Origin of the sequence: Ruminococcus sp. 1001713B170207_170306_F1 (genome assembly GCF_015668065.1) — a bacterium.
GTDB classification, from domain to species: Bacteria; Bacillota; Clostridia; order Lachnospirales; family Lachnospiraceae; genus Blautia_A; species Blautia_A faecis.
Map to the genome: position 1 here is coordinate 32,538 of NZ_JADPEX010000029.1, position 25,691 is coordinate 58,228.

The following is a 25,691-nucleotide window of genomic DNA, read 5'->3' on the forward strand; positions in this document are numbered from 1 at the left end:
ATGATTTTCAGATAGAAAAGTAACTGAAAGTTAGTTTATGGATGATCCGGAAGGAGGATTTATGGAATATATTGAAGAAATACAGGAGCAGGTGATTCTGGTTGGCGTTCAGCTGGACGAGAACGACAATGTGAAAGAATCCTTGGATGAACTGGAGGAGCTTGCAGATACTGCCGGAGCCCAGACAGTGGGAAAAATTATCCAGAACCGTGAGACTGTACATCCTGGAACTTATATTGGCAAAGGAAAGATCGAGGAGGTACGTGCTCTTATGCTGGCCACGGATGCTACAGGAATCATCTGTGACGATGAGCTTTCCCCGGCACAGATGAACAATCTAGAGCATGAGCTGGAATGTAAGGTAATGGACAGAACTCTTCTGATTCTTGATATTTTTGCAAAACATGCCACCACAAGTGAGGGTAAGATCCAGGTAGAGCTGGCCCAGCTCCGTTACAGAGCATCCAGACTGGTAGGACTAGGTGCATCCTTGTCCAGACTTGGAGGAGGAATTGGAACCAGAGGACCTGGAGAGAAAAAGCTGGAGAGCGACCGACGTCTGATCCGAAAGAGAATCACAGCGCTCAAAGAAGAGCTTTCCCAGGTGGAGAAGCACAGAGAGCTGCTCCGTACCGGACGTACCCGGGGAAAGATGAAGACTGTTGCTATTGTAGGTTATACCAATGCAGGTAAATCTACATTGTTAAATACCCTCACTGGAGCCGGAGTGCTTTCAGAGGATAAGCTGTTTGCTACATTGGATCCTACAACCAGAGCATTGACATTAGATGACGGACAGCAGATCCTGCTTACAGATACTGTTGGATTTATCCGTAAACTGCCGCATAATCTGGTTGAAGCTTTTAAGAGTACCCTGGAGGAAGCGAAATATGCAGATTATATTATTCATGTGGTAGACTGTTCGAATCCTCAGGCGGTACAGCAGATGGAGGTTGTTTATGATACCCTGCAGGAGCTTGGTGTCCAGGGCAAAAAGACGATTACTTTATTTAACAAGGTCGATGTGGGTGCAGCAATCCGCATGCGCGACAGTATGGCAGACCATACTCTTAAGGTTTCGGCCAAAACAGGGGAAGGTCTGGAGGATTTAAAGCAGCTTCTGGGGAAAATCCTTTCTGAAGAGCAGATTTATGTGGAAAAAATTTTTTCCTATCAGGAGGCTGGCAAGATCCAGCTGATCCGGGAATATGGGCAGCTGCTTTCGGAGGAGTACACAGATACTGGAATTCTGGTGAAAGCCAGAGTGCCGCAGGAAATTCATGGGAAGCTTATGTGACGCAGCCAGACCAGTGGAATTGGCAAAAAGTATGGGTTTATAAAGTTATCACATTTGAGGATAATAAGTAAATATAATGATATGAGTGTCAAAAGGTCTTTTGACACTCATTTGATACCCAGATTGCTACGCAGCTACGCAGCTACGCAGCTCCCGCAATCCTCCAAATATTCGAAATCCGCTGATTTACTGCGTAAATCGCTACTTTCTCATATTTGGCGTGTCCCAAGTTCAAAAGCCTTATCGTGCAAGCACGAACAGCTTTTTGACCTTTTGACACTGGTATCATATAATGTTATCGCTTAAAAGTAATTTCTGTGAAGCGCATTGCTATACAAAAAATGAAGAACGATAGGTGATAAGATTAAAATTTGTAAGAAACAGGAGAGAATATCATGGGAAAATACACAGATTACATTATGAAAACAGCACAGGATCTGCTTTCAGTGCCAAGTCCAAGTGGTTTTACCCACATGGCAGCAGATTTTGTAAAAAAAGAATTTGAAAAGCTGGGCTATGAGCCGCAGATCACCCAGAAGGGGGCTGTGCTTGTAAAGCTTGGAGGAAAAGACGATGAGAATGCAGTGGTTCTGGCAGCTCACATGGATACTCTTGGCGGAATGGTCTGCCAGATCATGGACAACGGACATCTGAAACTGACTAATATCGGCGGTATGAATCCAAACAATGCAGAGGCTGAGAATTGTAAGGTTTATACAAAGTCCGGCAAAGTATATGATGCAACTTTCCAGCTGGAGAATGCGTCTGTTCATGTAAACGGCGAGTATAGCGATACCAAACGTACTTATGAGACGATGGAGGCCATTCTTGATGAGCCGGTGAAGAATAAAGAGGATGTGAAAAAACTTGGAATCATGACAGGCGATTTTGTCTGCTTTGATCCAAGGACAGTTGTGACTGAGAGCGGATACATCAAGAGCCGTTTCCTTGATGATAAATTCAGCACTGCTATTCTTCTCGGCTATGCTAAATATCTGAAAGAGAAAGAAATTCAGACAGAGCGTACCATTTATGTACTGATCACTTCTTATGAGGAAGTGGGACATGGTGGATGTGCCGCTATCCCAGATGGAGTGACAGAGATGATCTCCGTAGATATGGGATGTGTTGGAAAAGGCCTGGAATGTGATGAAACCATGGTTTCAATCTGCGCTAAGGACAGTATGGGACCATATGATTACCAGGTGGTTTCCGGTCTGATCAAGGCTGCACAGGAGAATGACATTGCGTTTGCTGTGGATGTGTATCCTCATTATGGCTCTGATGTGGATGCGGCACTGAAAGCAGGCTATGATATGAAGCATGGTCTGATCGGACCGGGAGTTTACGCATCTCATGGATACGAGCGGTCACACAGGGATGGAGCGAAGAATACACTGAAATTACTGAAGGCATATTTAGGATAAAAGTCCTGCGCGGTAGCGCTAAAGGCGCGGAACAATCGACTTTCATTTGGGGTGATGTCTGCGCTGGCAGACATGTCCGTTTAGAAGAAAAACTTGATTAAAAATGTATAAAATCTTAATAATAGAAGATGACGAAATTATTGTACAGATAGTAAAGCGACATTTGGAATCCTGGGGATATGAGGTCTTTCAGATCGAAGATTTCACTCATGTGATTCAGGAGTTTGTGCAAAAAGATCCACAGCTGGTGCTGCTGGATTTGAAACTGCCGTTTTTTAACGGTTTTCATTGGTGTGAGGAAATCCGCAAAATTTCACAGGTACCAGTGATGTTTCTGTCTTCAGCGGCTGACAATATGAATATGGTAATGGCCATGAGCCGGGGTGCAGATGATTTTATCGCGAAACCTTTTGATCTGGATGTGTTAACTGCGAAGGTGCAGGCTGTGCTTCGCAGAACCTATGCCTTTGGTCAGAACAACAGTCTTCTGGAAAGGGGCGGCGTAGTGCTGAATCCTGGAAATGGGACGATTTCAGTGGATGGAAAGCTTGCAGACCTGACGAAAAACGAATTGAAGATATTGCAGATACTATTTGAACATCAGGGGCATGTTGTATCCAGAGAGTCGATTATGACAAAACTGTGGGAGAGCGACAGCTTTGTGGATGACAATACTTTGACAGTAAACATCACAAGAATCCGTCGGAAGCTGGAAGGTCTGGGTGTAGAGAACTTCATTATCACCAAAAAAGGCCTGGGGTACATGGTATGATTAAATATCTGAAAACCAGATGGAAAACAGGTGTTTTGGCTTTACTTATGGTAGCGGTAACGGCTGGAATCCTTTTTCTGTATGATATTCCGCTGGAGCCTGTAGGTTATGTGGCGGTTTTTGAAATGCTGCTGACAGGCCTGGGGCTTATGTGGGATTACCATAAATACCGGAAAAAGCAGGAAAGTCTGCTTTACATAAGAGACTGCGGCAATTTTTCAGAAGAATATCTGGAGGCTCCGGAGAATGAAAATGAGGCTATTTACCGGGAAATCTGCCGTAGTCTGGATGAGAAGAGAATAGAGGCTGAAAATCAGAGAAGTGCTTTTGGTACAGAATTGACAGACTTTTATACGCTGTGGGTTCACCAGATCAAAACACCTATTGCTGCAGCAAGACTGCTTCTGCAGGAAGAGAAGCCCAGACCTCAGGAGATTCAGAATGAGCTTTTTAAGGTGGAGCAGTACGTGGAGATGGTGCTGGGGTATCTTCGAACGGAGGATATGGCTTCAGACATCCGATTTGAGGAAATGGATATGGATTCTCTGATTCGTGAGCAGATTCACAAATTTGCCAGAATATTTATTGGGAAAAAGCTTTCTCTGGAGTATCAAGAGGTATCGGAAACGGTGCTTACAGATGAAAAATGGCTTGGCTTTGTGTTGGGACAAATTTTATCAAATGCACTGAAATACACAAAAAAAGGAAAAATATCCATCTATATGAGCAAATCCAGGCCGCATACGCTGGTGATCGAAGATACTGGAATTGGAATCCGTGCCGAAGATTTGCCCCGGGTTTTTGAAAAGGGGTTTACTGGCTATAATGGACGTGAAGAGAACAGGTCTACTGGAATTGGGCTTTATCTTTGCGGAAAGATTATGAAAAGGCTGGATCACGGAATTAGGATAGAGTCGGAGCTTGGAAAAGGGACGAAGGTATTTCTTGAACTGGGAAGGAAGAAGATGGATCTATATTAGAGCGTGTTCGGAAAAAACAATCTCGCAGTCTGCATGCCCCACTTTTCGGTGTATTTTGCAGATTGCAAGATTAATTTTTTACATGCTTTAGATGGTGGGGACAAGGAGAGAGTATGAAAGCGATAAAGAAGGTTTTAAACAATATTTTTATTGATGGTTTAAGCGGAATGGCTTTGGGGTTGTTTTCTACTTTGATCATCGGAACTATTTTGAAACAGATTGGTGATTTGATGGGCGGTACATATGGCACTTATTTAAGTGCATTTGCAGTGGTTGCCCAGAGGCTTACAGGTGCCGGAATCGGCATCGGTGTTGCGTATAAATTCCGGGAATCTACTTATGTGCTGTTGTCGGCTGCGGCAGCAGGAATGATTGGGGCTTATGCATCAAACCTTATTGCAGGAACCCTGTTGTCTGATACAGGGGCATTAGTGTTATCCGGTCCTGGCGAGCCTCTTGGAGCGTTTGTGGCTGCATATGTGGGAATTACGATTGGGAGGCTGGTTGCCGGAAAAACAAAACTGGATCTTCTTATTACACCAGCAATCACCATCCTTTCCGGTGGTGCTGTAGGGATACTGGTAGGACCGGGAGTATCAAGCTTCATGACATGGCTTGGCAACCTGGTAAACTGGGGAACTGAGCAGCAGCCAATCCTAATGGGAATTGTGGTTTCTGTCATCATGGGAATGGTACTGACTTTGCCAATTAGTTCTGCTGCTCTTGGAATTATTCTGGGGCTGAATGGCGTGGCAGCGGGTGCGGCAACGATCGGATGCTGCTGTCAGATGATTGGATTTGCAGTGACAAGTTTTAAGGATAATGGCGTGGGCGGTCTTTTTGCCCAGGGAATCGGAACTTCCATGCTGCAGATCCCTAATATTATGAAGCGTCCGCTGATCTGGCTGCCTCCTACACTGGCATCTGCTATTTTAGGCCCAATTGCCATTATCGGGCCTTTCCATATGACAAACAATGCGACAGGCTCCGGAATGGGAACCTCAGGTCTGGTTGGACAGATCATGACTTATCAGACCATGGTGGCAACCGAATCCCCAGTTCTGGTTATTCTGAAAATCGTAGTCTTTCATTTCCTGCTTCCAGGACTTTTGTCTTATGTGATCTATCGTGGAATGCGGAATATGGGATATATTAAAGATGGACAGATGAAGCTGAGCGTATAAAAAAGTTGCTAACACAAAAAAAATATTGACATCTAATAGATGTTAGAATATACTAACAATATAAATCATGATTATGTTTGTTGGTGAAATTTTGTACAGCGTTTGTAAAAGGAGACAGAAGTCTCTGGCAAATGCGTTTCGGGTAACCGGAAAGGAGTATAGTATGGGAACAGTAGTTGTAGGCGCTATCGTAGTTGCAATCGCAGGTCTTGCAATCAGAAGCATTGTAAAAGATAAAAAAAGCGGAAAAGGCTGCAATGGTAACTGTGGAAGCTGCGGCGGACACTGCCATTGAGCTGTGAATGAGGTACAGGTATTTTTACATAGCTGGTAAATAAGAAAATGAGGAAACTGCTATATTGGAGAAATCTGATATGGCAGTTTTTTTTAGCGTTTTCTGAAATCAAAATATGAAAATCGGAAAACGCTTTTTGTTTAACCTGGTATCTTAATAAAAACAACGAAAAACCACAAAAATCAACCAAAAACACCAACCAAAGCAACAAAAACAGTGTTGAATTATGTTGACACCGCATAGCAAATGACGTATAATGAGCATAGAAAACTATGTCATGGAACAACGGACATTTATGTTGCCGACAGAGAGAATATTGTGTTTTGGAGATACAGAATACTATTTCATATGCCGGGACATCCATGAGAAAGGAGAACCATGGAAAAATACAATTCAAGTGAGATTCCGAAATCTTCCAGAATTACCCGTCTGGTAGATCATCTCTATGCCAAGATGCCGGAGATCGAATCTTACAGAGCGAAGCTGATCACAGAGTCCTATAAGGAGACGGAAGACCAGCCGATCATTACCAGAAGAGCGAAAGCTTTTTCCCACATTTTACATAATATTCCGATCATCATCCGTGATGAGGAACTGATCGTGGGAAGTAACTCCATTGCACCGAGAGGATGCCAGACATTCCCGGAATTCTCATTCCAGTGGCTGGAAGATGAGCTGGATACGGTTGCCACCAGAACTGCTGATCCATTCTATATTTCAGAGCAGGCCAAAGCAGATCTTCGCGAGGTACACAAATACTGGAAAGGCAAGACTACCAGTGAGCTCGCCACAGCATATATGGCACCGGAAGCAATCCGTGCCATCGATCACAATATTTTTACACCAGGAAATTATTTCTACAATGGTGTAGGACACGTTACTGTAAAGTATTGGGAAGTTCTTGAAATCGGATACGAAGGCATTATGGCGAAAGCACAGGCTGAGCTGGATAAATGCAATGTGGGGGATGGAGATTACGCAGAGCGTTCCCGTTTCCTGGAAGCAGTTATCATGAGCTGCCAGGCAGTGATTGATTATGCAGACAGATATGCAAAGCTTGCCCTTGAAATGGCAGAGAAATGTACAGATCCACAGCGTAAAGCAGAGCTTCTTGTGATTGCATCCAATTGCAGCAAGGTTCCGGCGAAGGGAGCTACCAATTTCTGGGAGGCGTGTCAGTCCTTCTGGTTTGTGCAGCAGCTTCTCCAGATGGAGTCTAGCGGACATTCCATTTCCCCAGGACGTTTCGACCAGTATATGTATCCTTATTATAAGAAGGATATTGAGAGCGGCGCGATTACCAGAACAGCAGCCCAGGAGCTTCTTGATTGCATCTGGGTAAAATTAAATGACCTGAATAAAGTCCGTGATGCTGCTTCCGCAGAAGGCTTCGCAGGCTACAGTCTGTTCCAGAACCTGATCGTAGGAGGTCAGGATAAAGATGGCAATGATGTGACCAATGACCTTTCCTTTATGTGTATTGAGGCATCCATGCATGTACATCTTCCGGCTCCGTCCCTTTCCATCCGTGTATGGAATGGTTCTCCTCATGACCTTCTGATCAAGGCAGCAGAGCTTACCAGAACGGGTATCGGACTTCCGGCTTATTATAACGACGAGGTAATCATCCCGGCACTGCAGAACAGAGGACTTTCCCTTGTAGATGCCCGTGAGTATAATATCATCGGCTGCGTAGAGCCACAGAAAGCAGGTAAGACAGAGGGATGGCATGATGCAGCATTCTTTAATATGTGCCGTCCGCTGGAGCTTGTATTTGCCAATGGTATGGATCAGGGCGAGATGGTCGGAATTCCTACCGGCGATGTAACCCAGATGGCTACATTTGATGAATTCTATGATGCTTACAAGAAACAGATGGAATACTGCATTTCCCTTCTTGTAAATGCAGATAATGCCATTGACGTGGCTCATGCAAAGCGTTGTCCGCTTCCATTCCTTTCCAGTATGATCGATGACTGTATCAAACGTGGAAAGACCGTACAGGAAGGCGGCGCAGTTTATAACTTTACCGGTCCCCAGGGCTTTGGTATTGCAAACATGGCAGATTCCCTCTATGCGATTCGCCAGCTGGTTTACCAGGAGAAGAAGTTTACAATGGAGGAGCTGAAAGAAGCTCTTGCATGGAACTATGGTAAAGGACTGGATGAGCAGTCTGTGAAAGAGATCACAACCGGCATCCTAAGAGAGATGACCGAGAGCGGTGCCAAGGTTGATGCGGATACAGCAGCTGCAGTTTTGAAATCTGTTATGAATGCCCAGATGGCACCTGAGAAGATGGCAAGATATCAGGAAATTCACGACATGATCGCAGAAGTTCCGAAATTCGGAAATGACATTCCGGAGGTTGACTACTTCGCAAGAGACGTAGCTTACACATACACAAGACCGTTACAGAATTTTAAGAACCCAAGAGGCGGACAGTACCAGGCAGGACTTTATCCGGTATCTGCAAACGTACCCCTTGGCGGACAGACTGGTGCTACACCAGATGGAAGATATGCACATACTCCGGTTGCAGATGGTGTTTCCCCATCCGCAGGTAAGGATGTGAACGGACCTACTGCAGCAGCAAGCTCTGTTGCAAAACTGGATCACTTTATCGTATCCAATGGTACTTTGTTCAATCAGAAATTCCATCCGTCAGCACTTTCCGGACGTGAGGGCCTTGAGAAATTTGTTGCACTGATTCGTTCCTATTTCGATCAGAAGGGAATGCATATGCAGTTCAATGTTGTAAGCAGAGAGACACTGCTGGATGCACAGGCACATCCGGAGAACTATAAGCATCTGGTTGTACGTGTGGCTGGTTACAGTGCACTGTTTACCACACTTTCCAAATCTCTGCAGGATGACATTATCAGAAGAACTGAGCAGGGATTCTAAAACGAAAGTCAGCAGAATTTTATGCAGGAGAGTTATAATTGCCCCATAGCTCACTTCTTAGCGAGATGATAAGTGTGGCTGTGAATGGAAACTTTCTGCGAAAAATATAAATGGAATTGCTGGTGGCTTCGTTAAGAGAAGTCTGCTGGCACTTCCGTATAATGGAGATATCTATGGAATATTTAGACACTACAGGGCGTATTTTCGACGTCCAGCGTTATTCCATCCATGACGGTCCTGGAATCCGTACCATTGTGTTTTTGAAAGGCTGTGTGCTCAGATGCCAGTGGTGCTGCAATCCGGAATCCCAGGAATATAAGATCCAGACAATGAAAACTCCAGACGGCGTGAAGACCATGGGACGAGACGTAACTGTCCGCGAGATGATCGAACTGGTAGAGAAGGATCGTCCATATTACTACCGCTCCGGCGGTGGAATGACACTTTCCGGTGGCGAATGTCTTTGCCAGCCGGAATTTGCCCGTGACCTTCTTCGCGCAGCGAAAGAGCGTGGAATTAATACAGCTATCGAGAGTATGGCATGTGTTCCCTGGAAAAATATCGAGATGGTATTGCCTTATCTGGATACTTACCTGATGGATATCAAGCATACCAATCAGGAGAAGCATAAGCAGTTTACAGGCAAGCCCAATGAACTGGCTCTCGAGAACGCCAGAAGGGTAGCTCTTTCTGGTCAGACCAATCTGGTGATTCGAGTACCTGTCGTTCCAACGTTCAATGACAGTGTGGAGGAAATCAAGTCTATTGCTTCCTTTGCATCTACATTGCCAGGTGTGAAGAAGATTCACCTTCTTCCATATCACCGTCTGGGACAGGATAAGTACGACTGGCTTGGAAGAGAATACAAGCTGCCGGAGATACTTCCTCCAGAACCGGAGCATATGGAACTTTTAAAAAAAGCAGTGCATTCCGTCTGTGATCTGGATTGCCAGATAGGTGGATGAAATACTATTTTATGTGAAAATTTTGAAGAAAGACATTGTGTGGAGAAATCTGTACAGTGTCTTTTTTTGCGTGCATTTCTTATTTAATGTGTTGGGAGGGTGAAAAGTTCTTCAGGAGGGACACATTTGAACAACTTTCAACACACTAAAAGAAAGCCTTTTTCATACATGCTCCAGGAAAAGAAATTGGAAAAAGATTTGCTTAAATTATAATTTTTTTGTATGATAGGTGGTATAATAAATACTTGATGAATTTATATCAACTATTTAAAAAAGCGGAGAAAGAAAACTTTATAAAGACAGTTAGATTGATTGCGGTAAAATCTGGCTGGTGCAAAATACTACAGCATAAGGAGAAAAAGAATGAGAGGACTATACTCATCAAAGACAAAAATCAGACACCAGATTTTTACTGAAATTGCCCGGCTTGCCTATGAGGGCGACATTGAGAAAGAGATGGATGATCTTCCGTACAAAATTCTTCCAGGAGAGATTGCAACATATCGTGACAGTATTTTTCTGGAGAGAGCTATCGTAGGAGAGAGACTGCGTGTGGCAATGGGACTGCCTCTTCGAAACATTTCCGAGCATGCGCCAATTTCCAAGGGCGTAGAAGCCAGCTTGATCGAAGAGAAATATTATGAGCCGCCCCTTATCAATATTATTAAATTCGCCTGCAACTCCTGTCCGGAGAAGCGTGTGATTGTCACAGAGGGCTGCCAGGGCTGTCTGGAACATCCTTGTCAGGAGGTCTGTCCCAAGCAGGCTATCCACATGGAAAACGGGCGGTCTGTGATCGATCAGGAGAAATGCATCAAATGTGGAAAGTGTCTGGAATCCTGTCCATATAATGCCATTATCAAGCAGGAGCGTCCGTGTGCCAAGGCCTGTGGAATGAATGCCATCCATTCAGACGAGTATGGCAGAGCAGAGATCGACTATGACAAGTGTGTTTCCTGTGGAATGTGCCTGGTAAGCTGTCCGTTCAGTGCCATTGTAGATAAGGGACAGATTTATCAGACCATTATGGCATTAAAAAGTGATACACCAGTTTATGCCATTGTAGCGCCGGCTGTGGCAGGTCAGTTTGAACCGGAATTGAAGAATACCCAGCTTCGGGGAGCTTTTAAGGCGCTTGGATTTACGGATATTAAGGAAGTGGCTGTGGGTGCAGATCTTTGCACCATTGAGGAGGCTAAGGACTTCATGAAGGAAGTGCCGGAGAAAATTCCGTTTATGGGAACCTCCTGTTGCCCGGCATGGTCTGTTATGGCAAAAAAGACGGTTCCACAGCTTGCCAACTGCATTTCCATGGCGCTTACTCCCATGGTACTGACTGCCAGACTTCTGAAGCAGGAAGAGCCAGACTGCAAGATCGTGTTTGTAGGACCATGTGCAGCCAAGAAGCTGGAGGCAAGCCGTAAATCGGTTCGAAGCTATGTGGACTTCGTTCTCACCTTTGAAGAGGTGAAAGGCATGTTTGATGCCAAGGGCGTTGATTTCGCCAGCCTTCCGGAGGAAGAGCCTCTTACCCAGGCCAGTAGTGACGGTCGTGGCTTCGCTGTTAGCGGCGGTGTGGCAGCCGCAGTTGTGAAAGCTGTAAAGCGTATGGATCCGGATCGCGAGGTGAAGGTAGTCAGTGCTAACGGACTTCAGGAGTGTAAAAAGATGCTGATGGCAGCCAAAGCAGGGAAATACAACGGATATCTGCTGGAAGGCATGGCGTGTCCTGGCGGCTGCATAGCAGGTGCCGGAACGGTGCAGACTGTAAAGAAGGCGGGAGTGGCACTGGAGAAGATGAAGAAGGAAGCGTCTTTTGAAGAATGTATGGATACTTCATTTGGCGGGGAACTGGAGAAACTGGAAGAGCTGTAAAATTATTTAGCCGAGCTGCTTGAAAATAAAGAATACATGAGAAGGAGAAAAGCAAAAATGCGTGCATACGAACGTTTATTAAATTATGTGAAAGTATATACCACAAGCGAGGATGAGCAGGAGAACGTGCCATCCACCAGCCGTCAGTTTGACCTGGGAAACCAGCTGGCAGAGGAACTGAAAAAGATAGGAGTTCAGGCTGTGCGCATTGATGACAAGTGCTATGTTTATGGTATAATCCCGGCAACAGAAGGACTTGAGGATAAGCCGGCCATTGGTTTTATTGCACATATGGACACGGCACCTGATTTCTCAGGAGAGAACGTAAATCCTCAGATCATCCCGAATTATGACGGTGGAGATGTGAAACTGGGAGAGAGCGAATATGCCCTTACTTTGAAAGATTTCCCACACCTTTCCTCTTTAAAAGGCAGAACCTTGATCACTACAGATGGAACTACGCTTCTTGGGGCTGATGACAAGGCTGGTGTAGCAGAAATCATGACTATGGCAGAGCAGATTATCACTGAGAACATTCCTCATGGAAAAATCTGCATCGGTTTTACCCCGGATGAGGAGGTCGGCTGTGGTGCAGACTTCTTCGATGTAGAAGGCTTTGGGGCTGATTTTGCCTACACCGTAGACGGCGGCGCTGAGAATGAGATTGAATACGAGAACTTCAATGCCGCAGGTGCAAAGGTAAAGATCAAAGGCTTTTCCGTACATCCAGGCAGCAGTAAGAATACCATGATCAATGCAGCGCTGGTTGCCATGGAGTTTAACAACATGCTTCCAGCAGGAGATACTCCGGCCAATACAGAAGAGTATGAGGGATTTTTCCATCTCTGCGAAATGAGCGGAGATGTATCCACGGCAAGCCTTGACTATATCATCCGCGACCATGACAGTGCCATGTTTGCCTGCCGCCAGGAGATGATGTGGCATATTGCCAAACTTCTCAATGAAAAATATGGTGAAGGTACTGTGACGCTTACTATGAAAGAGCAGTATCGTAATATGAAAGAGATGATTGAGCCCTGTATGCATCTGATCGATAATGCGAAGAAGGCTGTGCAGCAGTCCGGACTGAATCCTGAGACAGTTGCAATCCGCGGCGGCACAGATGGCGCAAGACTTTCCTTCATGGGACTGCCTTGTCCGAACCTTGGAACCGGCGGATATGCATTCCACGGTCCATGCGAACACATTACCGTTGAAGGAATGGATTATGCGGTGGAGAATCTGAAGAATATTGTGAATCTGTACGCCTGCTGATTCGGGCAAGAAAAAGCATTGGTGAGATCCATGATTTTTTAAACATGTTTTAGAAAAAAGCATCTGTCGAATCGTAACTGACAGATGCTTTCTTCTTCTCAAATTTAAACAAAATTTTACATGTCCGAGACAACAACCTGCTTTTTTTTCCTTATAATTATCTTGAGAAAAAAGCTAAAAAGGAGAACTGATCTACTTGAAGTACCAGAAAATTGTAAATAATAAGGAAATTAATGCATATCTGAAAAAGGGAGACGCCAATCTGGGGACAATGGGATTTACAGAAGTAACCTACATAAAATCATACAAAACAGAGCCCCTATATTTATGCAATATGTAGAAGCCCCAAAATAATGATAAAAATTTAAAAAAATAGTTGTTAAAAGATTGTCATTGTGGTATCTTAATGAGAGCGGAGAAAACCAATATTTTATGCGGAGACGAAGAGGGAAAAGTCCTTTTGTTGAGAATTGTTTGTCAAGAAACACATAGTGACATGACTTGAACCAGGAAAACAGGAAGAAAATTCTCTGTGTTTCTGGTTTAGGCCATGTCACAAGGCAGAAAATAAAGTTTTTACCCGCTTTTTTTCTAACTGTGATTGTTAAAAAATAAACAAGAAACAAAGGACATCACACAGGGAAAACCAACCAATCCCACGAAAAAGTGACAAAATAGAGGGAAAAGTTGACAAAATTCCACAACCCCCATGAAAGGAGTTTTTTATGAGCAGCAAAATTACCATTATCGGAGCTGGAAGCGTTGGCTCCACTATCGCTTACACACTGGCACACGATGAGATCGCTTCCGAGATTGTTCTGATCGACATCAACAAGGAGAAGGTTGAAGGAGAGGTTATGGACATTGAGCAGGGAACCTGCTTTAGAAGCCCTGTATCTCTGGTGGCCGGAGATTACGCAGATGCCAAAGATTCAGACATCGTGATCATTACTTCCGGAATCGCCCGTAAACCAGGACAGACACGAATTGAGCTTACTCAGACAAACGTAAACATTCTGAAGAGCATCACTCCTCAGATTGTAAAAGAAGCTCCAGACGCAAAGTATATTATCGTAAGCAACCCGGTAGATATTATGACCTATGTATTTACCAAGATTTCCGGTCTTCCGGAGAATCAGATCATGGGATCCGGAACTATTCTTGATACAGCAAGACTTCGCTATGGACTTTCCGAGCACTTCAAAGTAGCCCAGGGAAATATCCACGCTTATGTTTTTGGCGAGCACGGAGACACCTCCTTCATTCCATGGACAGGCGCTTACATTTCCGGTCTCAGCACAGATGAGTATTATGAAGAAATGAAAGCTCACGGCAAGGATGTGAAACCTCTGGATAAAGAAGCCATGCTGGAATATGTACAGAAATCCGGCGGAAAAGTTATTGCAAAGAAAGGTGCAACCTTCTACGCAGTATCTGCTACCGTTTGCCAGCTAGTAGGTCTGATCCTGGCAGCTTCCGATTCCCTTGCAACCGTATCCTCCATGCTTCACGGTGAGTATGGGATTGAAGATGTGTGCCTGAGTACCCTTACTCTTGTAGGACCAAATGGAACACAGGGAAAAGTTCAGATGCGTATGAATAAAGAGGAAATTGCATTGCTGAAGAAGAGTGCCGATGCCCTGAAGGAAGTAATCGCACAGATTGAGCTTTAAAAGTTATTGTTCCCAGATATTATTCCGCGAAGCAGACAGATGTGAACGGAAGAAACAGTAATTTTTCACCTTAGCTTTGTAGAGTGCATTTTGTAAAGAAAAAAATAATTTCAAGTGCAGAATCGAAGCATTACATTCAACTATACCAGCAAAGACATCCCCGGCTTCTATCGTGGAAAGCGGTAAGTCGGGTTCCACTTTGCGAAAGCAACCCAAATAGCTGCTGTTTACATATGTGAATTTAGAAAAGCACATTTAGTGAACAGTGACAAGAAAGGAACAAGAAGCATGAAGTACAGTTATTATCCAGGATGTACCCTGAAGAATAAGGCAAAAGATCTGGATGCCTATGCCAGAGCTTCTGCAAAAGCACTGGGCTTCGAAATGGAAGAGATAGAAGACTGGCAGTGCTGCGGCGGCGTATATCCTCTTGGCAGCGATGAGATTGCCACCAAACTTTCTTCCGTCCGGGCTTTAAATGACGCAAAAGAAAAAGGACAGGATCTGATCACAGTCTGTTCAGCCTGTCATCATGTGCTCAAACGTGTGAACGACGACATGAAAAACGTGGACGACATCCGCACCAGAGCAAATAATTATCTGAAACTGGATACTCCATATGAAGGAGAGACAAATGTCCTTCATTATCTGGAAGTACTCCGTGATGAAGTTGGATTTGATGAGATCAAAAAGAAAGTGGTAAATCCTTTAACTGGCAAAAAAATCGGTGCATATTATGGCTGCCTTCTTTTAAGACCAGGAAAGATCATGGCATTTGATAATCCGGAGAATCCCACCATTATGGAAGACTTCATCCGTGCCCTTGGCGCAGAGCCTGTGGTATACCCATACCGCAATGAGTGCTGCGGCGGCTACATTTCCCTGAAAGAAAAAGAAATGGCACAGAATATGTGTGAAAAGATCATGGACAGTGCAAAGGGCTTTGAAGCAGATATGCTGATCACAGCCTGTCCACTTTGCATGTATAACCTGAAAAAGAACGGAAACGGCGATCTTCCTGTTTACTATTTTACAGAACTTCTTGCAGAAGCTCTCGGAGTAAAAGAGGAGGTGGCGAAGTAATGGCTTATACATATGGAAATACCCAGAATGCAGCAGAGCGAATCAAAGAAATTTCCGGAGTAAATCCCCTGAAATGTATGAAATGCGGCAAATGCTCCGCAACCTGTCCTGCATTTAACGAGATGGATATCAAGCCTCACCAGTTTGTAACTTATGTACAGAACGGCGACATTGAAGCTCTTGCACAGTCAAAATCCTTATGGAAATGCCTCTCCTGCTTTGCATGTGTAGAACGCTGTCCAAGAGATGTTAAACCGGGAAAACTGATCGATGCAGCCAGACAGCTGGTTGTCCGCGAGCGTGGGCAGAACTATCTGACCGCAGACGAAATTCCGGAGCTGCTTGATGAAGACACACCGCAGCAGCTGCTGGTAAGTGCATTCAGAAGATACAGGAGGTGAAAAACAGGTGCAGAGAATAGGTGTATTCGTATGTCATTGTGGTACCAATATTGCAGCCACAGTTGATGTAAAAAAAGTAGTAGAGATGGCAGCAAAAGAGCCAGGCGTTGTTCATGCGGAAGATTATCAGTACATGTGCTCCGAAGCAGGACAGGCCAAGATCATTAACGCCATCCATGAAAAAAATCTGACAGGAATCGTAGTCTGTTCCTGTTCCCCGCGTATGCATGAGGCTACCTTTAGAAAGGCAGCACAGAAAGCGGGATTAAACCCATATATGGTAGAGATTGCCAATATCCGTGAGCATTGCTCCTGGATCCACAAGGATATGGAAGAGGCTACCTTAAAGGCAGTGATCCTTGCAAGAGCCGCAATCGCAAAAGTAAATCTGGATGCTCCTCTTCAGCCAGGCGAGAGCCTTGTAACCAAACGTGCTCTTGTAATCGGCGGAGGTATTGCCGGAATCCAGTCAGCCCTTGACATTGCAGAGGCTGGTTATGAGGTTGATATTGTGGAGAAGCTTCCAAGTATCGGTGGAAGAATGTCCCAGCTGGACAAGACCTTCCCAACTCTGGACTGCTCCGCATGTATCCTTACACCGAAAATGGTAGAGGCAGCAGCACATGAGAAAATCAACATCTATACATACAGTGAAGTTGAGAAGGTAAGCGGCTTTGTAGGTGACTTCACCGTTGATATCCGCAAGAAAGCAAGAAGCGTGGATATGAGCAAATGTACCGGATGCGGCGTTTGTTCTGAGAAATGTCCGTCCAAGAAAAATCCAAACGAATTTAACCGCGGTCTGAACAACAGAAGTGCTATCTACATTCCGTTCGCTCAGGCTATCCCAAATGTTCCGGTAATCGACCGCGAGCATTGTACCAAATTTAAAACCGGAAAATGCGGTGTCTGCTCCAAGGTTTGTGCCGCAGGTGCAATTGATTATGAGCAGAAGGATGAGATCGTTACACAGAAATATGGTGCAATCGTGGTTGCAACCGGTTTTGACGTGATTCCGCTGGATAAATATGATGAGTACGCTTACAGCCAGAGTAAGGACGTTATCACCTCTCTTGAGCTTGAGCGTATCATGAATGCAGCAGGACCTACAAAGGGGCATCTTGAGAGACTTTCCGATGGAAAAGCTCCGAAAAACATTGTATTTGTACAGTGTGTGGGAAGCCGTTGCTCTGATGAAAGAGGAAAGAGCTACTGCTCCAAGATCTGCTGTATGTACACTGCAAAACATGCAATGCTGATCCGTGACAAATACCCGGATACAAATGTAACTGTTTTCTACATTGACGTTCGTACTCCAGGCAAAAACTTCGATGAGTTCTACAGAAGAGCTGTTGAAGACTACGGTGTAAATTATGTAAAAGGCCAGGTTGGAAAGGTAATCCCACAGCCGGATGGAACTCTTATGGTTCAGGCTTCTGACCTGCTTGAAAATAAACAGATTCTTATGGAGGCTGATATGGTAGTTCTTGCAGCTGCCATCGAGCCAAACAAGGATGTAAGAAAAATTGCAACTATGCTTACCGCAAGTATTGATACCAACAATTTCCTCACAGAAGCACATGCAAAGCTTCGTCCGGTAGAGTCCCCTACAGCTGGTATTTTCCTTTCCGGTGTCTGCCAGGGACCAAAGGATATTCCGGAGACAGTTGCACAGGCTGGCGCAGCAGCAGTGAAGGCAATCGGCCTTCTTGCAAAAGACAAGCTGACCACCAACCCATGTACCGCACATTCTGACGAGCTTCTTTGCAACGGATGCTCCCAGTGTGCAAATGTGTGTCCGTATGGTGCGATTTCCTATGAGGAAAAACAGGTAAATGACCACGGAATCCGTGAGACAAGAAGAATTGCTGTTGTAAACAATGCTCTTTGCCAGGGCTGTGGTGCATGTACCGTAACCTGCCCGTCCGGAGCAATGGATCTCCAGGGATTCTCCAACAGACAGATTTTAGCGGAGGTAGATGCAATATGTCGATAGAAGCAAAAGAAGAATTCAGACCGAAGATCGTGGCATTCTGCTGTAACTGGTGCAGCTACGCAGGTGCAGACCTTGCAGGAAGCAGCCGTCTTTCTTATCCGGCTGATGTAAAGATCATCCGTGTACCATGCTCCTGCCGTGTAAATCCAATGTTTATCCTCCGTGCCTTTGAAAAAGGTGCTGACGGTGTGATTATGTGCGGCTGCCATCCGGGAGACTGCCACTACACAACCGGAAACTATTATGCGAGAAGACGTATGACACTTCTTTTCTCCATGCTGGACTTCATCGGTGTGGAAAATGGCCGTACCCGTGTTGAGTGGGTATCTGCAGCAGAAGGTGTAAAATTCTCCCAGACCATGAATGAATTTGTGGAAAAAATCCATTCTCTGGGTAAAAACGTCAGATTGGAGGATTTAAGATGCAGGAACTGATCGCTCGTGCAAAAGAACTGCTGGCTGATGGAACCGTAGTACGTGTTCTTGGCTGGAAAGCCGGAGACCTGCCTTACAATCCGGAAGCAGCATATTTCGAAACTGCAGAAAGCCTGGACGAATTTGTCTATAATGGTTTCTGCGGACAGAACTTAAGTAAAATGATGATCGAGGCTTCCAAATTAGAGGGAAAAACCCTTGTCTGTCTGAAGCCTTGTGATACCTACAGCTTCAACCAGCTGATTAAGGAGCACCGTGTAGACCGTGAAAAAGCCTACATTATCGGTGTTGGATGTAAAGGAAAGCTGGATGTGGAAAAGCTTCGTAAATTAGGCATCAAGGGAATCCAGAGTATTTCCGGTGCTGAGCTTACCGATGATTGTGAAACACTTAACGTTTCCACAATCTACGGCGACAAAACCGTAGCTTACAAAGATGCTATGCTGGAGCGCTGCCATGTATGTAAAGGAAAAGAGCACATGATCTACGACGAGATCATCGGCGAATCCAAGGATACAAAGGATGCAGACCGTTTTGCAGAGGTGGAGAAAATTGAGAAGATGAGCCCGGAAGAGCGCTTCGCATTTTTCCAGAAGGAGCTGAGCAAATGTATCCGCTGCAATGCCTGCCGCAATGCATGTCCAGCCTGCAGCTGTCGTAAATGTGTATTCGACAGCAACAAGTTTGACAGTGCGCAGAAGGCAAATGTGGATTCCTTTGAAGAAAAAATGTTCCACATTATCCGTGCATTCCACGTTGCAGGAAGATGTACAGACTGCGGTGAGTGCAGCCGTGTCTGCCCGCAGGGGATTCCGCTTCATCTGTTTAACCGTAAGTTCATCAAGGATATTGATACCTTCTACGGCGAATATCAGGCAGGAGCAGATGCTGAGTCAAAAGGCCCGCTGACCAGCTTTACATTTGATGATGTAGAGCCAGGTGTAGTGGCAGAAAGGGGATAATGTATGTATAAGATTGAAAAAGAAAATCTGGAAGCATTATTCCGGAAAATCGCAGAAAGCCAGGATCTGATCCTTCCGATCAAAAAGGCAGGACAGACCAACTTCGGCCTTTGGAATGAAGGAGAAGAGGCAGACCTTGAGACATTGAAAACCGTAAAATCCGGCAAAGATGCCTTTTTCCCACAGAGCGAAACACTTTACACCTGTGTTCGTGATGGAAAGAAGCTGACCGTAGAGCCGGAAGAGCTGAGAAGCCGTCCGTTCGTTGTATTTGGAATGAAAGGCTGCGATGTAAAAGGTGTGGCAGTTCTGGATAAGGTTTTTCTTGCTGATCCTGTTGATACCTTTTACGCAGCAAGAAGAGACCATGGAACCATCGTTGCTATGGCTTGTCATGAGCCGGAGGAATCCTGTTTCTGTAAGGTTTTTGGAACAGATGCAGCAGATCCGGAAGCAGACGCCGACGTAAAAGGAATTGCCGATGTAGCAGCCTGGATGGTGGAGGGAAGCCTTTACTGGAAAGCCCTTACGGAAAAAGGAGAGGCTCTTACAGAAGCTGTAAAAGAACTTCTTACCCCGGCTGACGGCGATCAGGCAAAAGTGGATGCTGAAAAAGAAGCAATCCATAACATTGTAGAAAAGCTTCCATATACACATCTTTCCCTGGAAGGATGGGATGGAAATGCTACAGATGCGAAGTTTAATTCTCCTGTCTGGGAGACTTTATATAAACCATGCCTGGCATGCGGAACCTGTACCTTTGTATGTCCGACCTGCCAGTGCTATGACATCAAGGATTACGACACAGGACACGGTGTAAAGCGTTACCGTTGCTGGGATTCCTGTATGTATTCCGATTTCACAATGATGGCTCACGGAAATAACCGTACCAGCCAGCTGCAGAGATTCCGTCAGAGATTTATGCACAAGCTTGTATATTTCCCTGCTAATAACAACGGTATGTACTCCTGTGTAGGCTGTGGCCGCTGCGTGGAAAAATGTCCGTCATCTTTAAATATCGTGAAGGTGATTAAGGCTTTTGAAAAGCATGGAGGTGAAAAGTAATGAGCGAGTGTACTTGTCATAAAAATTATACTCTGGATACTCTGATTCCACAGGTTGGTGTGATCACAAATATTCATGAGGAGACTCCGGATGTAAAAACATTCTGTGTAACAGCACCGGATGGAGGAAAGCTTTTTGAACATATGCCTGGTCAGTGTGCCATGGTCTGCGCCCCAGGTGTAAGCGAAGGTATGTTTTCCATTACTTCCTCACCTACGAATAAAGAGTATCAGGAATTCAGTATTAAGAAATGTGGTGAGCTGACCTCTTATCTTCACAGCCTTCAGGTGGGAGATGAGATCACAGTTCGTGGACCATATGGAAACCATTTTCCAGTAGAGGATAAGCTGAAGGGGAAAAATCTTCTGTTTATCGCCGGTGGTATCGGTCTTGCACCACTTCGTTCCGTAATCAACTATGTTCTTGACAATCGCGATGACTATGGCACTGTAGATATTCTCTACGGTTCCCGTTCCGCAGATGATCTTGTAAAATTAAAAGAAATCCAGGAAGTGTGGATGAATGCAAAAGACGTAAACGTCTACCTGACCATCGACCGTGAGCAGGAAGGCTGGGACGGACATGTTGGTTTCGTACCAACCTATCTGAAAGAAATCGGCTTCGACACCAACAAAGTCGCATTAGTCTGCGGACCGCCGATCATGATTAAATTCGTACTTCAGGGCCTTGAGGAGCTTGGATTTACAAGAACCCAGGTTTACACAACACTGGAGCTTCGCATGAAGTGCGGTATTGGTAAATGCGGACGCTGCAACATTGGATCTAAATATGTCTGCAAAGACGGACCGGTATTTAGAATGGACGAGATTGACCAGTTACCTGACGAGTACTAAGTAAATCCAAAAGTTTCAGTAAATACAAGGGGGATTTTTATGACATTGGCAGATACAGCTCATGGATCAGACTGGATACTCTGGGGCGTCTTTGCTGTCTTTGTAATTTTGACCATTGCTTTACTAAGTGGTCATGGCAGCAAATTTATTTCTGGCTATAACACTGCTTCAAAAGAAGAGAAAGCCAGATATGATGAGAAAAAGCTGTGCCGTGTATACGGAATTGGAATGGGCGTGATCGCTATTCTCATTCTGATAACCGGACTATTTGAAAGCTTTTTGCCATCCAGTTTTGTTTATGTGCTATTAGTTTTAATTGTCATAGATGTTGTAATTATTATTATCCTGAGTAACACAATTTGTAAGAGATAGAGTTAGACAATCAGAAGAAAGGAACTCCCAAAATGGAAAATATGGTAAACGTATATTTCTTCGGTAAAAAATACACCGTACCAGCTGACCTGACCATTATGACGGCCATGGAATACGCCGGATACACTTTAAAACGCGGCTGCGGCTGCCGTCACGGCTTTTGCGGCGCCTGCGCCACAATCTACAGAATCAAAGGCGACAACGAACTGAAAACTTGTCTTGCCTGTCAGACACAGGTACAGGAAGGCATGTATGTAGCAAGCATCCCGTTCTTCCCTACAGACAAGAGACTCTACAACATCGAAGACCTTCAGCCAAACCAGCAGGTCATGATGGAGCTCTACCCGGAAATTTACAGCTGTATCGGCTGTAATGCATGTACAAAAGCATGTACCCAGGGCTTAAATGTAATGCAGTACATCGCATATGCACAGAGAGGCGAGCTTGAGAAATGTGCAGAAGAATCCTTTGACTGCGTAAGCTGCGGATGCTGTTCCGTAAGATGTCCGGCAGGTATTTCCCATCCGATGGTAGGTCTTCTTGCAAGACGTCTCACAGGAAAATACATTGCTCCTAAGAGTGAGCATCTTGAAAAACGTGTAGAAGAGATCCATGAAGGCAAATACGATGATCTGATCGAGCAGATCATGCAGAAACCGATCACAGACATGGAAGAACTTTATAACAACAGAGAAATTGAGAAATAAGGAGGGCATAAAAACATGTACGCACCATATCCAGAAAATATGATGGAATCCATCAAAAAGGTAGAGGCTACAAGAGCACAGCGTATGGCAACAGAGCCAAGACGTCTGAGCGCTGATGAGAAAGATGCTCTTCTTAAGAAATTCCATCCAGACTATAACCCGGATGCATTTGCAGAAATCAAAGTAGGACCAAACAAAGGACAGAAGGCACCACTGGAGCTGGCAGAAATGCTTCACTCCGAAAGCCGTCTTCTGAATGAAAAAATTGACCTTAACAAAATCGATTATGATGTAGATGTACTTGTAATCGGCGGCGGCGGTGCAGGCTCCTCCTGTGCCATCGAAGCACACAATGCAGGTGCCAACGTTATGATCGTGACCAAACTTCGTATCGGTGATGCCAACACCATGATGGCAGAAGGCGGAATCCAGGCAGCTGACAAAGAAAACGATTCTCCTGTACAGCATTATCTGGACTGCTTCGGCGGCGGACATTTTGCGGCAAAGCCAGAGCTGGTAAAGAGACTTGTAATGGAAGCTCCGGATGCAATTAAATGGCTGAACGATCTTGGCGTTGAGTTCGACAAAGAAGACGATGGAACCATGATCACCACGCACGGTGGCGGAACCTCCAGAAAGAGAATGCATGCTGCAAAGGATTATTCCGGATCTGAAATCATGCGTACTATCCGTGACGAGGTTCTGAACCTTGGCATTCCGGTAGTAGAATTTACTTCCGCTGTGGAGCTTCTGAAAGATGAAAAAGGACAGACAGCAGGTGCCGTTCTTCTTAACATGGAAACCGGCGATTACTCCGTTGCAAGAGCAAAAACCGTTGTCATTGCAACCGGCGGAGCAGGAAGAATGCACTATCAGGGATTCCCTACCTCTAACCACTACGGCGCAACCGCAGATGGTCTTGTACTTGGTTACAGAGCAGGTGCTTCCCTTCTTTATCAGGATTCCATCCAGTACCATCCGACTGGTGCCATTTATCCGTCCCAGATCCTTGGCGCACTGGTAACAGAGAAAGTTCGTTCCGTTGGCGCGCAGCTTGTAAATGCAAACGGAGAAGCCTATATTCACCCTCTGGAAACCCGTGACGTCAATGCTTCCGGTGTTATCCGTGAGTGTGAGGAAGGCCGTGGCGTAGAGGTTCCTGGCGGACTGAAAGGTGTATGGCTGGATACTCCGATGATTGAGATCCTTGGAGGAGAGGGAACTATTGAGAAGAGAATCCCGGCAATGTTCCGTATGTACATGAACTACGGCGTTGACATGAGAAAAGTGCCGATCGTGATCTATCCTACTCTTCACTACCAGAACGGTGGTCTGGAAATCGATGGAGACGGATTTACCAAAGAAATCCCGAACCTTCTGGTAGCAGGAGAAGCAGCAGGTGGAATCCACGGAAGAAACAGACTGATGGGTAACTCTCTTCTGGACGTAATCGTATTCGGAAGAAATGCCGGTAAAAAGGCAGCTGCAAAATGCAAAGAGGTAGAGCTTGGGAAAATGAATCTGGATCATATTTACGCATATGAGAATGAGTTAAAAGCAGCAGGAGCAGAGACCGATAAAGTATCTCCGTTACTGCTTCCAAACTATGCCCGTCATGAGCAGAGATAATAACCAGATAGTTAAAATGAACTTCCGGTACCGTTAAATTGCCGGTACCGGAAGCTTCTTATATAATGTAAAAAGATATGTCGCCTTTTGGCGGTATGCCAGAAATGAAAGAAGGGAGTTTACCAAATGCGTGAAGTAGAAGTAAGCAGACTTACAGATGTGATTGAAAAACTCTGTATCGAAGCAAACGAACATCTTCCGGAAGACGTAAAATGCGCTATCAAAACATGCCGCGCATGCGAAGACGGAGAGATTGCCAAGGGTATCCTTGACAATATTATTGAGAATTTTGATATTGCAGATAACGAAAATGTACCGATCTGCCAGGATACAGGAATGGCATGCGTGTTCCTGGAAATCGGACAGGATGTACATTTCACAGGCGGAGATCTCACAGATGCAATCAATGAAGGTGTACGCCGCGGATACACAAACGGATACCTTCGCAAATCTGTTGTAAAAGATCCTGTACGCCGTGGAAATACAGGAGACAATACACCGGCTATGATTTATACAGAAATCGTTCCTGGCGATAAAGTGAAGATCACAGTGGGCCCGAAAGGCTTCGGAAGTGAGAATATGAGTATGATCCGTATGTTCAAGCCATCTGCAGGACTTCAGGGAATCAAAGATTTCATTCTGGAAGTCGTTGAGACAGCAGGCCCGAATCCATGCCCTCCGATGGTTGTAGGGGTTGGAATCGGTGGAACCTTTGACAAATGTGCTCTTCTTGCAAAGAAGGCACTGATGCGTCCTCTGGATTCCCACAATCCGGATCCATTCTATGCAGAGCTGGAAGATGAAATGCTGGAGAAAGTAAACAAGCTTGGAATCGGACCACAGGGCTTTGGCGGAAAAACCACAGCCATCGGCCTGAACATTGAGACAATGCCTACTCACATTGCGGGAATGCCATGTGCAGTCAACATCAACTGCCACGTTACCCGCCACAAAACGGAGGTGATCTGATCATGGAAAGAAGACATATTACACTGCCTCTGACGGAAGAACTGGCAAAAACCCTTCACGCAGGAGATCAGGTTCTCCTTACCGGAACCATCTACACATCCCGTGACGCAGGTCACAAGCGTATGTGTGAGGCTCTTGCAAAAGGCGAAAAGATTCCTTTTGATCCAACAGATGCAACTATTTATTATGTAGGACCAACTCCTGCAAAACCAGGTCAGGTCATCGGATCTGCCGGACCAACTACCAGCGGCCGTATGGATGCCTACGCACCAACCATGATGTCTGTAGGAGCCCGCGGAATGATCGGCAAAGGAGCGCGTCTGCCTGAAGTAGTAGAAGCCATGAAAAAATATCACGGTGTTTACTTCGGAGCCATCGGCGGTGCCGGCGCCCTTCTTGCCAAATGTATCAAAAAAGCGGAGCTTATCGCATACGAGGATCTGGGTGCAGAAGCTCTCCGTAAGCTTTACGTAGAAGATATGCCCCTTGTAGTCATTATTGACAGCGAAGGCAACAATCTTTATGAAGAGGGAAGAAAAGAGTATCTGGAAGCTCATAAAGAAAACTAATAA

At 45.2% G+C, this 25,691-nt stretch carries 24 protein-coding genes; all 24 read left to right on the forward strand.

The window, feature by feature from the left end:
* Window positions 1-61 precede the first annotated feature (61 nt).
* The 24 genes from hflX to I4V84_RS16000 all read left to right on the forward strand — a co-directional run bounded on the left by hflX (window position 62) and on the right by I4V84_RS16000 (window position 25,688).
* Window positions 62-1,297 carry a GTPase HflX gene (gene hflX, locus I4V84_RS15885; protein ID WP_195380137.1) on the forward strand — a complete coding sequence of 412 codons (1,236 nt, stop codon included), beginning with the start codon at window positions 62-64 and terminating at the stop codon, window positions 1,295-1,297.
* A 395-nt stretch (window positions 1,298-1,692) separates the two neighbouring features.
* Window positions 1,693-2,724 (forward strand): M42 family metallopeptidase, encoded by a 1,032-nt coding sequence (locus I4V84_RS15890; RefSeq protein WP_173716016.1) that lies wholly within the window; start codon window positions 1,693-1,695, stop codon window positions 2,722-2,724.
* Window positions 2,725-2,827: 103 nt separating this feature from the next.
* Window positions 2,828-3,496, forward strand: coding sequence for a response regulator transcription factor (locus tag I4V84_RS15895; protein ID WP_118578126.1), 669 nt, complete (start codon window positions 2,828-2,830; stop codon window positions 3,494-3,496).
* Window positions 3,493-4,476, forward strand: a complete 984-nt coding sequence (locus tag I4V84_RS15900) for a sensor histidine kinase (protein WP_148461081.1) — start codon at window positions 3,493-3,495, stop codon at window positions 4,474-4,476. The genes I4V84_RS15895 and I4V84_RS15900 overlap by 4 nt, the downstream gene beginning before the upstream one ends.
* Window positions 4,477-4,589: 113 nt before the next feature.
* On the forward strand, window positions 4,590-5,660 hold the full coding sequence (locus I4V84_RS15905) for a PTS sugar transporter subunit IIC (RefSeq protein WP_173736127.1): 1,071 nt from the start codon (window positions 4,590-4,592) through the stop codon (window positions 5,658-5,660).
* Window positions 5,661-5,823: 163 nt separating this feature from the next.
* On the forward strand, window positions 5,824-5,955 hold the full coding sequence (locus tag I4V84_RS15910) for a FeoB-associated Cys-rich membrane protein (RefSeq protein WP_173736128.1): 132 nt from the start codon (window positions 5,824-5,826) through the stop codon (window positions 5,953-5,955).
* 378 nt (window positions 5,956-6,333) lie between these two features.
* Window positions 6,334-8,859 carry a glycyl radical protein gene (locus I4V84_RS15915; RefSeq protein WP_195992897.1) on the forward strand — a complete coding sequence of 842 codons (2,526 nt, stop codon included), beginning with the start codon at window positions 6,334-6,336 and terminating at the stop codon, window positions 8,857-8,859.
* Between the two features lie 173 nt (window positions 8,860-9,032).
* Window positions 9,033-9,824, forward strand: coding sequence for a glycyl-radical enzyme activating protein (locus I4V84_RS15920; RefSeq protein WP_195992899.1), 792 nt, complete (start codon window positions 9,033-9,035; stop codon window positions 9,822-9,824).
* A 363-nt stretch (window positions 9,825-10,187) separates the two neighbouring features.
* Window positions 10,188-11,699, forward strand: coding sequence for a 4Fe-4S dicluster domain-containing protein (locus I4V84_RS15925; RefSeq protein WP_118578133.1), 1,512 nt, complete (start codon window positions 10,188-10,190; stop codon window positions 11,697-11,699).
* Window positions 11,700-11,756: 57 nt separating this feature from the next.
* Complete coding sequence (gene pepT, locus I4V84_RS15930) at window positions 11,757-12,974, forward strand: peptidase T (protein WP_195992901.1); 1,218 nt, start codon at window positions 11,757-11,759, stop codon at window positions 12,972-12,974.
* A gap of 196 nt (window positions 12,975-13,170) precedes the next feature.
* Window positions 13,171-13,314, forward strand: a complete 144-nt coding sequence (locus tag I4V84_RS15935) for a hypothetical protein (RefSeq protein ID WP_173718189.1) — start codon at window positions 13,171-13,173, stop codon at window positions 13,312-13,314.
* Window positions 13,315-13,699: 385 nt separating this feature from the next.
* Window positions 13,700-14,647, forward strand: a complete 948-nt coding sequence (locus I4V84_RS15940; protein WP_118578135.1) for an L-lactate dehydrogenase — start codon at window positions 13,700-13,702, stop codon at window positions 14,645-14,647.
* 288 nt (window positions 14,648-14,935) lie between these two features.
* Entirely contained in the window at window positions 14,936-15,730 is a 795-nt protein-coding gene (locus I4V84_RS15945) for a CoB--CoM heterodisulfide reductase iron-sulfur subunit B family protein (protein ID WP_118578136.1), read from the forward strand.
* Window positions 15,730-16,131: a 4Fe-4S dicluster domain-containing protein gene (locus I4V84_RS15950; protein ID WP_118578137.1), complete on the forward strand. Its 402-nt coding sequence runs from the start codon at window positions 15,730-15,732 to the stop codon at window positions 16,129-16,131. The genes I4V84_RS15945 and I4V84_RS15950 overlap by 1 nt, the downstream gene beginning before the upstream one ends.
* Window positions 16,132-16,138: 7 nt before the next feature.
* On the forward strand, window positions 16,139-18,127 hold the full coding sequence (locus I4V84_RS15955; protein ID WP_173718187.1) for a CoB--CoM heterodisulfide reductase iron-sulfur subunit A family protein: 1,989 nt from the start codon (window positions 16,139-16,141) through the stop codon (window positions 18,125-18,127).
* Window positions 18,118-18,561 carry a hydrogenase iron-sulfur subunit gene (locus I4V84_RS15960; RefSeq protein ID WP_118578139.1) on the forward strand — a complete coding sequence of 148 codons (444 nt, stop codon included), beginning with the start codon at window positions 18,118-18,120 and terminating at the stop codon, window positions 18,559-18,561. The genes I4V84_RS15955 and I4V84_RS15960 overlap by 10 nt, the downstream gene beginning before the upstream one ends.
* Window positions 18,549-19,523 carry a 4Fe-4S dicluster domain-containing protein gene (locus I4V84_RS15965; protein WP_195992903.1) on the forward strand — a complete coding sequence of 325 codons (975 nt, stop codon included), beginning with the start codon at window positions 18,549-18,551 and terminating at the stop codon, window positions 19,521-19,523. The genes I4V84_RS15960 and I4V84_RS15965 overlap by 13 nt, the downstream gene beginning before the upstream one ends.
* Before the next feature lie 3 nt (window positions 19,524-19,526).
* Complete coding sequence (locus I4V84_RS15970; protein ID WP_195992905.1) at window positions 19,527-20,588, forward strand: 4Fe-4S dicluster domain-containing protein; 1,062 nt, start codon at window positions 19,527-19,529, stop codon at window positions 20,586-20,588.
* On the forward strand, window positions 20,588-21,442 hold the full coding sequence (locus tag I4V84_RS15975; RefSeq protein ID WP_148461092.1) for an FAD/NAD(P)-binding protein: 855 nt from the start codon (window positions 20,588-20,590) through the stop codon (window positions 21,440-21,442). The genes I4V84_RS15970 and I4V84_RS15975 overlap by 1 nt, the downstream gene beginning before the upstream one ends.
* Before the next feature lie 39 nt (window positions 21,443-21,481).
* The gene (locus I4V84_RS15980; protein ID WP_195992907.1) at window positions 21,482-21,814 is read left to right on the forward strand and encodes a DUF3784 domain-containing protein; all 333 of its coding nucleotides are present in this window, start codon (window positions 21,482-21,484) and stop codon (window positions 21,812-21,814) included.
* Between the two features lie 32 nt (window positions 21,815-21,846).
* Window positions 21,847-22,521, forward strand: coding sequence for a 2Fe-2S iron-sulfur cluster-binding protein (locus I4V84_RS15985; protein WP_118578143.1), 675 nt, complete (start codon window positions 21,847-21,849; stop codon window positions 22,519-22,521).
* Window positions 22,522-22,536: 15 nt separating this feature from the next.
* Window positions 22,537-24,150, forward strand: a complete 1,614-nt coding sequence (locus I4V84_RS15990; protein WP_195992909.1) for an FAD-dependent oxidoreductase — start codon at window positions 22,537-22,539, stop codon at window positions 24,148-24,150.
* A gap of 126 nt (window positions 24,151-24,276) precedes the next feature.
* Window positions 24,277-25,119, forward strand: coding sequence for a fumarate hydratase (locus tag I4V84_RS15995; protein WP_187565083.1), 843 nt, complete (start codon window positions 24,277-24,279; stop codon window positions 25,117-25,119).
* Window positions 25,120-25,121: 2 nt separating this feature from the next.
* On the forward strand, window positions 25,122-25,688 hold the full coding sequence (locus I4V84_RS16000) for a Fe-S-containing hydro-lyase (RefSeq protein ID WP_118578146.1): 567 nt from the start codon (window positions 25,122-25,124) through the stop codon (window positions 25,686-25,688).
* The last annotated feature ends 3 nt before the right edge of the window (window positions 25,689-25,691 follow it).

Excerpts from the sequence above, each read along its gene's own strand:
- hflX (WP_195380137.1), top strand. The coding sequence starts at position 62 with ATGGAATATATTGAAGAAATACAGGAGCAGGTGATTCTGGTTGGCGTT.
- I4V84_RS15890 (WP_173716016.1), top strand. The coding sequence starts at position 1,693 with ATGGGAAAATACACAGATTACATTATGAAAACAGCACAGGATCTGCTT.
- I4V84_RS15895 (WP_118578126.1), top strand. The coding sequence starts at position 2,828 with ATGTATAAAATCTTAATAATAGAAGATGACGAAATTATTGTACAGATA.
- I4V84_RS15900 (WP_148461081.1), top strand. The coding sequence starts at position 3,493 with ATGATTAAATATCTGAAAACCAGATGGAAAACAGGTGTTTTGGCTTTA.
- I4V84_RS15905 (WP_173736127.1), top strand. The coding sequence starts at position 4,590 with ATGAAAGCGATAAAGAAGGTTTTAAACAATATTTTTATTGATGGTTTA.
- I4V84_RS15910 (WP_173736128.1), top strand. The coding sequence starts at position 5,824 with ATGGGAACAGTAGTTGTAGGCGCTATCGTAGTTGCAATCGCAGGTCTT.
- I4V84_RS15915 (WP_195992897.1), top strand. The coding sequence starts at position 6,334 with ATGGAAAAATACAATTCAAGTGAGATTCCGAAATCTTCCAGAATTACC.
- I4V84_RS15920 (WP_195992899.1), top strand. The coding sequence starts at position 9,033 with ATGGAATATTTAGACACTACAGGGCGTATTTTCGACGTCCAGCGTTAT.
- I4V84_RS15925 (WP_118578133.1), top strand. The coding sequence starts at position 10,188 with ATGAGAGGACTATACTCATCAAAGACAAAAATCAGACACCAGATTTTT.
- pepT (WP_195992901.1), top strand. The coding sequence starts at position 11,757 with ATGCGTGCATACGAACGTTTATTAAATTATGTGAAAGTATATACCACA.
- I4V84_RS15940 (WP_118578135.1), top strand. The coding sequence starts at position 13,700 with ATGAGCAGCAAAATTACCATTATCGGAGCTGGAAGCGTTGGCTCCACT.
- I4V84_RS15945 (WP_118578136.1), top strand. The coding sequence starts at position 14,936 with ATGAAGTACAGTTATTATCCAGGATGTACCCTGAAGAATAAGGCAAAA.
- I4V84_RS15950 (WP_118578137.1), top strand. The coding sequence starts at position 15,730 with ATGGCTTATACATATGGAAATACCCAGAATGCAGCAGAGCGAATCAAA.
- I4V84_RS15960 (WP_118578139.1), top strand. The coding sequence starts at position 18,118 with ATGTCGATAGAAGCAAAAGAAGAATTCAGACCGAAGATCGTGGCATTC.
- I4V84_RS15965 (WP_195992903.1), top strand. The coding sequence starts at position 18,549 with ATGCAGGAACTGATCGCTCGTGCAAAAGAACTGCTGGCTGATGGAACC.
- I4V84_RS15970 (WP_195992905.1), top strand. The coding sequence starts at position 19,527 with ATGTATAAGATTGAAAAAGAAAATCTGGAAGCATTATTCCGGAAAATC.
- I4V84_RS15975 (WP_148461092.1), top strand. The coding sequence starts at position 20,588 with ATGAGCGAGTGTACTTGTCATAAAAATTATACTCTGGATACTCTGATT.
- I4V84_RS15980 (WP_195992907.1), top strand. The coding sequence starts at position 21,482 with ATGACATTGGCAGATACAGCTCATGGATCAGACTGGATACTCTGGGGC.
- I4V84_RS15985 (WP_118578143.1), top strand. The coding sequence starts at position 21,847 with ATGGAAAATATGGTAAACGTATATTTCTTCGGTAAAAAATACACCGTA.
- I4V84_RS15990 (WP_195992909.1), top strand. The coding sequence starts at position 22,537 with ATGTACGCACCATATCCAGAAAATATGATGGAATCCATCAAAAAGGTA.
- I4V84_RS15995 (WP_187565083.1), top strand. The coding sequence starts at position 24,277 with ATGCGTGAAGTAGAAGTAAGCAGACTTACAGATGTGATTGAAAAACTC.
- I4V84_RS16000 (WP_118578146.1), top strand. The coding sequence starts at position 25,122 with ATGGAAAGAAGACATATTACACTGCCTCTGACGGAAGAACTGGCAAAA.